Origin of the sequence: Erythrobacter donghaensis, from assembly GCF_001557325.1 — a bacterium.
Taxonomy (GTDB): Bacteria; Pseudomonadota; Alphaproteobacteria; order Sphingomonadales; family Sphingomonadaceae; genus Erythrobacter; species Erythrobacter donghaensis_B.
The window spans coordinates 1-10,211 of the sequence record NZ_LSJS01000126.1 but is presented as its reverse complement, the minus strand read 5'-3'; the positions used below and the strand labels follow the sequence as shown (position 1 = coordinate 10,211).

Annotated in this window: 10 protein-coding genes and 1 riboswitch; of the genes, 5 read left to right on the top strand and 5 right to left on the bottom strand. The window is 64.6% G+C overall.

From position 1 onward, the window contains the following. Positions 1 to 320 precede the first annotated feature (320 nt). On the top strand, positions 321 to 1,412 hold the full coding sequence (locus AX692_RS19555) for a hypothetical protein (protein WP_155644866.1): 1,092 nt from the start codon (positions 321 to 323) through the stop codon (positions 1,410 to 1,412). 229 nt (positions 1,413 to 1,641) lie between these two features. Then, the gene (locus tag AX692_RS06755) at positions 1,642 to 2,109 is read left to right on the top strand and encodes a YaiI/YqxD family protein (RefSeq protein ID WP_073975930.1); all 468 of its coding nucleotides are present in this window, start codon (positions 1,642 to 1,644) and stop codon (positions 2,107 to 2,109) included. 15 nt (positions 2,110 to 2,124) lie between these two features. Here AX692_RS06755 and AX692_RS06750 read toward each other — a convergent pair whose 3' ends face one another. Both AX692_RS06750 and thiC read right to left on the bottom strand, forming a co-directional pair. Further along, complete coding sequence (locus AX692_RS06750) at positions 2,125 to 2,592, bottom strand: Rid family hydrolase (protein WP_073975929.1); 468 nt, start codon at positions 2,590 to 2,592, stop codon at positions 2,125 to 2,127. A 77-nt stretch (positions 2,593 to 2,669) separates the two neighbouring features. Next, on the bottom strand, positions 2,670 to 4,541 hold the full coding sequence (gene thiC, locus AX692_RS06745; protein ID WP_073975928.1) for a phosphomethylpyrimidine synthase ThiC: 1,872 nt from the start codon (positions 4,539 to 4,541) through the stop codon (positions 2,670 to 2,672). Positions 4,542 to 4,577: 36 nt separating this feature from the next. Further along, a riboswitch (TPP riboswitch) is annotated at positions 4,578 to 4,684 on the bottom strand. A gap of 174 nt (positions 4,685 to 4,858) precedes the next feature. On the opposite strand from thiC, the gene AX692_RS20500 reads away from it, so the two are divergent. Together AX692_RS20500 and AX692_RS20495 are read left to right on the top strand one after the other, a co-directional pair. After that, positions 4,859 to 5,311, top strand: coding sequence for a hypothetical protein (locus tag AX692_RS20500; RefSeq protein WP_230960646.1), 453 nt, complete (start codon positions 4,859 to 4,861; stop codon positions 5,309 to 5,311). Continuing rightward, complete coding sequence (locus AX692_RS20495; protein WP_073975926.1) at positions 5,308 to 5,610, top strand: transcriptional regulator; 303 nt, start codon at positions 5,308 to 5,310, stop codon at positions 5,608 to 5,610. Before AX692_RS20500 ends, AX692_RS20495 begins: the two co-directional genes overlap by 4 nt. A gap of 73 nt (positions 5,611 to 5,683) precedes the next feature. Here AX692_RS20495 and AX692_RS06730 read toward each other — a convergent pair whose 3' ends face one another. From AX692_RS06730 to AX692_RS06720, 3 genes are all read right to left on the bottom strand, one after another. Further along, positions 5,684 to 6,283 carry a thiamine biosynthesis protein ThiC gene (locus tag AX692_RS06730; RefSeq protein WP_073975925.1) on the bottom strand — a complete coding sequence of 200 codons (600 nt, stop codon included), beginning with the start codon at positions 6,281 to 6,283 and terminating at the stop codon, positions 5,684 to 5,686. A gap of 101 nt (positions 6,284 to 6,384) precedes the next feature. Continuing rightward, positions 6,385 to 7,542, bottom strand: a complete 1,158-nt coding sequence (locus AX692_RS06725; protein WP_073975924.1) for an acyltransferase family protein — start codon at positions 7,540 to 7,542, stop codon at positions 6,385 to 6,387. 44 nt (positions 7,543 to 7,586) lie between these two features. Beyond that, entirely contained in the window at positions 7,587 to 8,867 is a 1,281-nt protein-coding gene (locus tag AX692_RS06720; protein WP_073975923.1) for a metal-dependent hydrolase family protein, read from the bottom strand. Positions 8,868 to 9,005: 138 nt separating this feature from the next. Between AX692_RS06720 and AX692_RS06715 the strand changes: the two genes are divergently transcribed. Further along, complete coding sequence (locus AX692_RS06715; protein ID WP_073975922.1) at positions 9,006 to 9,953, top strand: hypothetical protein; 948 nt, start codon at positions 9,006 to 9,008, stop codon at positions 9,951 to 9,953. The last annotated feature ends 258 nt before the right edge of the window (positions 9,954 to 10,211 follow it).

Here is a 10,211-nt window from a genome sequence, read left to right as displayed (position 1 = left end):
GGGACTCCTTGTTGCCCATTATGCCCGGCCACACACGGAAATCCTGACAGTCCCGACCTCGTAGCGATACAAAGGGCCGAGACTCTTACTGGCGCAGACTATTACGTTGCCCCGAGGGGCAGCGCGATCGATGACCTCGAAACTGCACTTCGATTTGAGGTGTCCGGTGTCGACAAAGGCCGAAGAGCCATCTGCGATCAACGCCTTACTTCTAAGGTAAGGCAAACAGAGGCGGCGCAGCACCCACTTCCAGCAATAGCTGCTGTAACTGGATTTCAGCAGAAGGTCGTGCTCCTTTCCTCGCGTTCGGGTAACGTCTGATGAGTTGGGCCGAAATTCACAAACAGAGCGTCGACATCGCGTTTACCGCAAGTCAAGTCAGGCTGTATAACAGACACGATTCCGAAGGGCTTTATAGGCAAGCCGCTGATTTTGAAGTGGAAGCATTCAACCAGATTCCCTTGGAGAAGCCCCGCACTAGAGGGATAATTGGCCTTTCGGCTGCCTCTCTACTCTTTAAGGGTGCAGAGTATGAACGCGCGGCAAGTCTGTCGATGCAACTACTTAGCGAAAGCCTTCCAGCCGATATTCAGGAGCAATTGCAGCTGGTTTTGCAAGCCTCTTGGAATGAAAAATCCAAAAAAGACGGCGCTGTAAAATTTCTTCCCGGACAGATAATCATATCTCTGAGTGGAGGCGAAATTATAAAAGGCGGAGCCCCTTTGGAGCTTGTAATTAATAAAGTTCAAAACATACAAAGCCTGTTCATCAGAACTATTGAATATCTCAGCGATTCACCATTCAGAACTCGGGGACAAGCTCCTATTGAAATTAGAGATTATTGTCGCCCTTGGCTATTCTACGCCCCGCCATCTAGTTATCAATTCGCCGTTGCAGTCGAAGCGCCCAAGCAGTCTGATTTTTTTAAGTCCAGCCTCAATCCTCAGGAAATTACTGATAAATTCTTAGATATCGTTTATGCGTCTACGCAGAGCGATCAAACTCAACTCGAACTGACAGTGCGCCGTGAGGATTATCGCGAAGCCTTTGTTCGACTTGCGAGAAGTCTTGCTCCAAATGGCAAGTCATACGAAAAGGTCAGAATATATTCATTTGACAATTCAAAAGAAATTAATCTTACTTCGGACGCAAAAACTTATTCTTCGGAGCACATTGAAAGGCTCACACCTCCATCGAGTGAAGCTAGAAGTGAGATTATTGGAACACTTCGGGCTCTCGATCTAGACGCTAATTGGCTTGAGGTCGAAGCAAGTGGAAGGCGTGTGCGTGTAACCGGACTTGAAGACGCTGTAGATGATATCATTGGCCCGATGGTGAACCATAAGGTGAAAGTCACCTTCGTCGGCAAGGGCAAGGGCAAGAAGTATATCGACATAGAAGAGGCGGATTAGACTCCCCCCTTCCCTCTGCGCCTCTGCGTGAAACCTTGCTCGAGTGCAGGCACGCGCCAACCCTTCGGATCACCCTCGTATGCCCCTCCACCACCTTCGGTGGTCCCCCTCCCCTGAAGGGGAGGATTGCCGCCTGCCCCTCGGCCGCTTCCGCTTCGCCCCCTCCCCGTGCCGGGGAGGACCGGGCTTGCCATTTACGCCCCCCTCGCCATTCGGCTAAGCCCGCGCCATGCCCCCCGTCACCATTCTGATCGACGCCGATGCCTGTCCGGTGAAGGACGAGATCTATCGCGTCGCGGAACGCTACCGCGCCGAGGTGCGCGTGGTCAGCAATGCCCCGTTCCGCATTCCCGAAAGCCCGCGGGTGAAGCGCGTGGTGGTGTCGGACAGCTTCGATGCGGCGGATGACTGGATCGCGCGGGCGGCCGATGGGCGGAGCGTGGTCGTCACCGGCGACATCCTGCTTGCCGAGCGCTGTCTGAAGGCAGGCGCGCGGGTGCTCGGGCACAAGGGGGACGAGTTCACCGCCGCCAGCATCGGCGGCGCCATCGCCACCCGCGCGATTCTGGCCGACCTGCGCGCCGGGATGGACGGACCCACAGGGTCAGCGGGCGGCGGCCCCGCGCCCTTCGGCAAGGCGGACCGCTCGCGGTTTTTGCAGGCGCTCGACCGGGTGATGGTGGCGATGGCGCGCTAGGGCGCCCTCCCTCACCTATTGCGGCTTGCGCAGCGTCAGCTTGATCTCGGTCACCGCCCCGGGGGAGTAGAGGTCGCTCACGCCGACCGCGGTCCAGGTCGGGAAGGGGGCCTTGATGTAGCGGTTCTTGACCGGCAGCAGCGCCTCGACCTGGGCGGCGACCGGGCCCTTGTGGAAGGTGTCGAACACCAGCACGTCGTCCCACGTCGCGCCCAGCCGCCTGATGATCGCATCGAGCCGGGCGAAGGCGCGCTCGTAGCCGGGGGTGAGGCTGTCCTCGCCCGTCGCGGGGCCCGCGACCACGCCCGAGAGGTGGATGGTGTCGCCATGCACCACCGCGTCGGAGAAGCCCGCCATCTCCTGGAAGGCGCGGCCCTCGGCGCTTTCGGGCATGAGGGTCTGCTTGGGCTCGCCGGCGTGCGCTGCGGCGGCGGCGGTCAGCGCGAGCGCGGCGGCGGCGGCGCGGATGGTGGCGTGGTGCATGCTCTGTCCTCCCCTATAGAGGGAGGAAGGTACCCACCCCCGACCCCTCCCGCAAGCGGGAGGGGAGCCAGGGTGCCTCAATCGTGCTCGCGGTCGCCTGCGCCGACGTAGAGCTGGTTGCCGACCTCGCGGAACTTTGCGCTCATCTCGGCCATGCCCTTTTCCGCCTCGTCCTCGCTGGCGACGAAGGTTTCGATGCCGGCGTTCTGCTTCGCCGCGAAGTCGCGCACTTCCTGCGTGATCTTCATCGAGCAGAACTTGGGCCCGCACATCGAGCAGAAATGCGCCGACTTCGCGCCTTCGGCCGGGAGCGTCTGGTCGTGGTACTGCTCGGCGGTTTCGGGGTCGAGGCTGAGGTTGAACTGGTCGCGCCAGCGGAACTCGAAGCGGGCCTTGGAGAGCGCATCGTCGCGCACCTGTGCGGCGGGGTGGCCCTTGGCGAGGTCGGCGGCGTGGGCGGCGAGCTTGTAGGTGACCACGCCCACCTTCACATCGTCGCGGTCGGGCAGGCCGAGGTGCTCCTTCGGCGTCACGTAGCAGAGCATCGCGGTGCCATACCACCCGATCTGCGCCGCGCCGATGCCGCTGGTGATGTGGTCGTAGCCCGGCGCGATGTCGGTCACGAGCGGCCCGAGGGTGTAGAACGGCGCCTCGCCGCAGGCTTCGAGCTGCTTTTCCATGTTCTGCTTGATCTTGTGCATCGGCACGTGGCCGGGGCCTTCGATCATGACCTGCACGTCCTGCGCCCAGGCGCGCTTGGTGAGTTCGCCCAGAGTGTAGAGCTCGGCGAATTGGGCTTCGTCATTGGCGTCGGCGATCGAGCCGGGGCGCAACCCGTCGCCCAGCGAATAGGCGATGTCGTAGGCCTTCATGATCTCGGTGATCTCGTCGAAATGCTCGTAGAGGAAGGACTCCTTGTGGTGGGCGAGGCACCACTTGGCCATGATCGAGCCGCCGCGGCTGACGATCCCGGTGACGCGCTTGGCGGTGAGCGGGATGTAGGGCAGGCGCACGCCGGCGTGGATGGTGAAGTAGTCGACGCCCTGTTCGGCCTGCTCGATCAGCGTGTCGCGGAAGATTTCCCAGGTGAGCTCCTCGGCGATGCCGCCGACCTTCTCGAGCGCCTGATAGATCGGCACGGTGCCCACGGGGACGGCGGAGTTGCGGATGATCCATTCGCGGGTGTCGTGGATGTTGCGCCCGGTCGAGAGGTCCATGATCGTGTCCGCGCCCCAGCGGGTCGCCCAGACCATCTTGTCGACTTCCTGCGCGACGTCCGACGCCACCGCGGAGTTGCCGATATTGGCGTTGATCTTGACGAGGAAATTGCGCCCGATCGCCATCGGCTCGCTCTCGGGGTGGTTGATGTTGGAGGGGATGATCGCCCGCCCCCGCGCGACTTCGCTGCGGACGAATTCCGGCGTGATGACATCGGGGATCTCCGCACCCCAGCTCTCGCCGTCACGGATCAGATCGGCGGCGATTTCGCGCCCGAGGTTCTCGCGCTCGGCGACATATTCCATCTCGGGCGTGATGATCCCGCGGCGGGCATAGTGCATCTGGCTGACGTTCATGCCCGGCTTGGCCCTGAGGGGGCGCTTCACGGTGTTGGGGAACTGCGGAACGCCGCCCGAGCGGTCGGGGCCGAGGCGGCCATTGTCCTCCGGCTTCACCTCGCGGCCCTGATAATCCTCGACATCCCCGCGCGCGAGGATCCAGTCGCGGCGCAGCGGGGCGAGCCCGGCGCTGATGTCGATGCGGGCGTCGGGGTCGGTGTAGGGGCCCGAGGTGTCATAGACCCGCACGGAGGGCTCGCCGCCCTCGAGATCGATCTCGCGCATCGCGACGCGGATGCCCGAGCCGGTGCGCGCGCCGACGTAAACCTTGCGGCTCCCGCGAATGGGGCCGGTGGTGACGCCGATTTCGACGGGGCTGTTGATGTCGGCCATGGTCTCTCTCCATTGCGGAGGACAAGCGGACCTGCGGCACGGTGACCAGCCCACTCCCTCCGCCTGTGTTAACAGGTTCAGGTTCGACGGGTCGGGCGGTGCTATCCGCCCCTCTCAGCCAAGCGGCTCCCCGGGGATGGTTCTGCATTAGAGGCTGATTGCGGCCATGTCGAGGCGGTTGCTGGCGAGCGGCGCCTTCACTTTCCACGCTGGAAAATTATCACTTGCCGAATCGGAAAGTGACGCCTAACCCTCTTTCCATCATGGAAAGTGACGAGCAGCGGCCCTCGGCCAGCCTTCACAGCGAGGAGCATAGCGTGACCGACATCGACGAAGCCCGCGCCGCGATGGCCGAAATCCGCGCCACAGAGCAGCGCCTCTCGCAGCGGATGCAATGGCCGTTCTGGCGGCATCTGGCGGCAGGACTGGCAATGGGCGTGCTGATGGTCGGGCAGACCCTCGGCGACGGAGCGTCGATCTTCGCGAGCTTCGGCGTGATCCTCCTCGCCCTCTACCTCAGAAACCACGACATGAAGCGATACGGCATGTTCGTCAGCGGGTGGGCACGGGGCCGGACAATGTGGATATCCTTTGCCCTTCTCGCCCTGGCGGTGGCCGCGTGTCTTTATGTGCGGCTGGGCATGGCCGAGCCGCAGCGCGAACAGCCGGTGTTCTGGGTGCTGCTGGCGGTGACGGTCGCAGGCACCACGGCGGCGAGCTACCTCTGGCAGGTCGTCTACCAGCGCGAATTGCGAGGCAAGGCGCAGTGACGGGCACGATCGACACGGTCCTCCACGCGCCCGCAAGGCTGCAGATCGCAGCGGTGCTGGCGCGGGTCGAGGAGGTGGAGTTCGCGACCTTGCGCGACATTACGCAGGTCAGCGATTCGGTGCTCTCCAAGCACCTCGCGGCGCTGGGAGAAGCGGGCTATGTGACCTTGCGCAAGGCGGCGCAGGGTGGCCGTCAGCGCACCTGGGCCGCCTTCACGCCGCAGGGTGCCCGGGCCTTCAAGGCGCATATGGCAGCTCTGCAGGCGCTGGTTGAAAGCGCGCAGCGGGCTCTGGGCTAAAGCAATTGCGCGGGGGGGCGTAACCCCGCCATGCGGGCTGGCCCCAGCGCCATGACCAGCGCCCCTGCCCCAATCAATCGTCCTTCGCCAGCCCCAGCAGGCACAGCGCCAGCAGCAGCGTCGCCAGCACGCCTGTGCCGCCTGCAAGCGGCACGCCCGCGATCAGGTCACCGCCCGCCACGATCTTCCCGCCGTTGGCGATGATCGCAAGGCCGCCGAACAGCACGCTCGCTCCGCCCAGCAGCTTGTTGCCGCGTGCGGTCAGGCTCAGGCCTGCAACCAGCGCGGCAAGGCCAAGCAGCAGCTTGGCGGCGTTGTAGACGAAAAACGAAAAGGCGACGATCGCGCCCGCGAGCGGGGCGAGCGCCGGGTCGGCCTTGGCGGCATCGCCGAAGGGGCCGAACAGCGTCAGCCCGACGCCGACCTGCACCACGTTGAGTGCGGCGCTGAAGGCGATGGCGGAGAACGCCAGCGTCAGCCCCTTGGACCAAACCATTGCCGTTCCGGCAAGCGCCGCGAGGATCGCGAACAGCACGCCCTCGCTCCCCCAAAGGATCTGGCGCGGCACGTCCATCTTGGCGATGAAAAGCGCGGTGTAGACCGCTTGCGACAGCGCCGCGACGAGCAGCAGGAGCGCGATGGCGCGGACGGTGCTCTGGTGTGTGACAGTCATGAGATGGTGACCCCCTTGTAAGCATGACGACTGTTTGCGGCCAGTTCGCTGCCGCTCGCGGCAAGGTTACAGGAGGCGCGGCGCGCTTCCTTTCGGATTCCTCACGCCTTGCGCAACGCGCGCCCGTCAGGAGCGGCGTGGCCGGGCGCCTGCCCCGCCGCCTCGCCGCGCCCCCCGGCCCAGCGCAACACCGCGCGGTTGGCGGGCTTTTCGAAGAAGGTGAAGGACAGCCAGCCTGCGGTGCAGCACAGCGCGAGGTAGGCGAGCAGCATGGCCGGCTGGCGCCACACCTCCGCCGGGATGCCAAGCCACGCGCACAGCAGCAACACCGCGATCTGCAGCGGCACGTTCCACAGGTAGATGCCGTAGGTGCTGTCGCCGATGAAGCGGACATGCCGCAGGCGCGCGCCCCATGGGCCGAGGTCGATCAGGGCCGCGCCCCCGACCAGCAGAATCGCGAAGGGCAGGAAGAAGTTGCCGATCCGGAAGTCCCCGGCAAGGATTGGCAGCGCCAGGCACACGGCGGCCATGAGCGCGACGATCACCCCCAGATCGCGAACCGCCCGGGCGTGGTGGGCGGCGACGTGGTAGAGCGCGCAGCCGATGAAGAAATACTGCGCGCACTGCCAGATGAAGTGCGCGCCCAGCTCCAGCCGCAGCATCAGCCCGGCGGCCACGATCATGAGCAGCGGCCCGGCCAGCCCGCGGCTAAGCAGCGGCTTGGAGACCAGCCAGAACAGCAAGTAGATCAGCATCTCGACCGACACCGACCAGATCGGGGCATTGAACGACTTGCCCTGCTCGAGTCCCCAGTATGAGGCGAGGAACAGGTTGAGGACGAAGTGCCAGGCATCGTTGTTGCCGACGATCAGCGAAGTGCCCAGCTGGCTGATGGCGATGAGCTGGAGGCCTGCGACGAAGAGCAGTGTCAGCAAATGCAGCGGATAGAGCCGCGCGATGCGCCGGATCAGGAACGCGCCGCCGGGCGTCGCCTTGCCCGCATAGACCTTGGCGAAGACGAAGCCGGAGATCATCCAGAACACCTGCACTGCCCAGTTGCCGTAGACGTAGAACGGCCACAGCCACTCATAGAGCGGCAGGACCCCCGCCATGGCGCTGGCGTCGATGTCGAAGGTGCCCGGCGGGTACTGCATCTGCCGGTAGTGGTTGAGCAGCACCGTCACGGCCGCAAAGCCGCGCAGCACGTCGACCGCGTGGAAGTGCTCCGGTTCACGGGGCTGGGGCGCGGTGGCAGGCATTGCCCTGCCATAGCGCCCAAGGGTTAAAGCCTAGTCGATGCCGCCTATTCGATGACCCGCCCGCGAACCATCACGAAGTCGACCTTCTCGAGCACGCTCACATCCCTGAGCGGATTGCCCGCGACCGCGATGATGTCGGCCGAGAAGCCGGGTGCGAGCTTGCCGATCTGGCTCTCCATGCCGAGCACCTTGGCCGCGACCGTGGTGGCGCTGGCGAGCACCTCGCGGTCGGACATGCCCTGCTTCTTCATCAGCGCCAGCTCCTCGGCGTTGCGGCCGTGCTGATAGACGCCGGCATCAGTGCCGAAGGCGACGGTGACGCCATACTGGCGCGCGCGGGCAACCAGCGAGGCCATCAGCGGCTGCACGGCACGGATCTTGTTCTCGACCACGGGGGTGTAGATGCCCTTGCCCAGCCCTTCGGAGACGCCCTCCAGCGCCATCAGGGTCGGCACCAGCACCACGCCGCGCTCGCGCATGGCCTTTGCCGCCGCCTCGTCGAGATAGGTGCCGTGCTCGATCGTGTCGATCCCGGCCTCGGCCGCCTGCTGGATGCCGCGCGCGCCGTGGGCGTGGGCCATGACCTTGAGGCCCAGCGAATGCGCGGTGTCGGCGATGGCCTTCATTTCCTCAGGCGTGAAATGCGCCTCGAGCCCGCGGCCCTGCTGGCTGAGCACGCCGCCGGTCGCGGTGATCTTGATGATGTCCGCGCCGTTCTGGCTGGCGAGCCGCACCTTGGCGGCGCACTCCACCGGGCCGGTGCAGTTGTAGCCGGTGTCGAGCAGCGCGTTGACCTCGGGCCGGAAGCCGTTGGTGTCGGCATGGCCGCCGATGATCGCCAGCGCGGGGCCGGCAGCGATGATGCGCGGGCCCGGAATGATGCCCTCGGCGGTGCCGCGCCGCAGCGAGAAGGCGGTCTCCTGCCCGCTTCCGGCCTCGCGCACCGTGGTGAAGCCGGCGAGCGCGGTGAGGCGCGCGTTCTTGGCGCCGACCACGACGCCCCATTCGTCGGGCTCGGTCGCCTCCTTCCAGAAATCCCCGCCCGGATCGCCGGTGAGGTGGGTGTGGAGATCGATCAGACCGGGGAGGACGGTGTGGCTCTTGAGGTCAATCTCGCGGTCGGCCTTTGCCGTGTGACCGGGGGTGATCGCAACGATCTTGCCGTCCTCGACGATGATCGTCGCCGGACCGCTCGCCTCGCCCGAAGCATCGGCGATGACGCTCCCCGCACGGATCGCGACCCTTTCGGCGAGCAGCGGCCCTCCGGCGAGTGCTGCGGCGACCATGGCTGCGCCTGCGACCAACTGCCCACGAAATGCCCGCATGACGCCAACCTCCCCTGTCCAAATTCTGCCGGCAGCGTGATGCTACGCGGCTTGGCCCATGGCAAGCCCCGTCGGGCAATTCAGGCGACGTTCAGCAACGAATCGCGACTAAGACCATGAATTACCACGAGGGTTACGATGCTCGCGTTCCGCACATATCTTCTGGCTGGCCTGGCGCTGGCGCTTGGTCCGGCCGCATCGCTGACGGCGCAGGTCAGCACCCCCGAAGCGCCTCCCGCCGAGGCGATCGAGAACGAGATCATTGTCGAAGGTTATACCGAAAAGGAAGTGCGCACCTTCCTGTGGCGATCCATCATCCCGACCGGGCGTGTCATCGCCAAGCGCAATGGCCCGGTTTGCGTGGGGATCGACAATGGGCCCTCCGAACTGAGCGAGCCTTTGAAAGCGCGGATCGAGAGCAACCTCGAGATGCTCGGGATCGAGCGCGACACGCCGGGCTGCAAGGTCAACGCCGTCATCGTGTTCGATCGTGACGCACACCGCTTAGTCAACGCGCTGTCGCGATACAAAGGCGGCGCAGCTTTTCATGCACTCTATCTGCCGGAAATGCGACGCCTCATCGAACCGGCGCGCCCGGTCTACAACTGGCACTACGTGAATCTGGAGATAATCCAGGCGCTTTTGGGAACCAACCAGCCCCTGTCGCGGCAGGGTGCCAGTGGCGGGCGGGGATTTCAGGCCGTCAACTTCGATGGCGTGGCCGGATCACGTCTGGCGCTCTACGCAGAGCCGGCCCAGATCAGCAAGTCCTTCTCGGTGGTCGATATCGACACGATCGACGGCATCACCATCGAACAGCTCGGCGATTACCTGACAATGCAGATGCTGGTGGAGTTTCGTCCGGATGCAAAGGGCTGGATTCCGGCGGACTCCATCCTCAACCTGTTCACACCCTCCGGCGCCAATCCCGATGCTCCGGCCGAGATGTCGGCGCTCGACCGCATCATCGTGCGCGAGATGTACAAGAACAGGGGCAATTATGGGACCGGCGCGATCCGGAACTCGATCGCGCGCGCGTCGGTCCGGGAGCTGGAGCTGGCAGGGGCGCTGCGTGCAAAACGGTGATCGCGCGGGAAGGCGCCTCGCGCCCGCCCCCGTAAAGGCGCCATCACCGGCGCGCCAGATGCCCGCATGATGCCCGTCCCCCCTCGTCTGCGTTCCATCGAAAGAGTGATGCTGCGTGCGCTCGCGCATGGCAGACCCCGGCCCGCAACACAGGGCACCAAGCGAGACCAATCGCCATCACGGCGATGATTTTCATGAGGCATGAGATGGCAGGTTTGCGCATACACCTTCTCGCCGGCCTCGCGCTGGCGCTTGTCC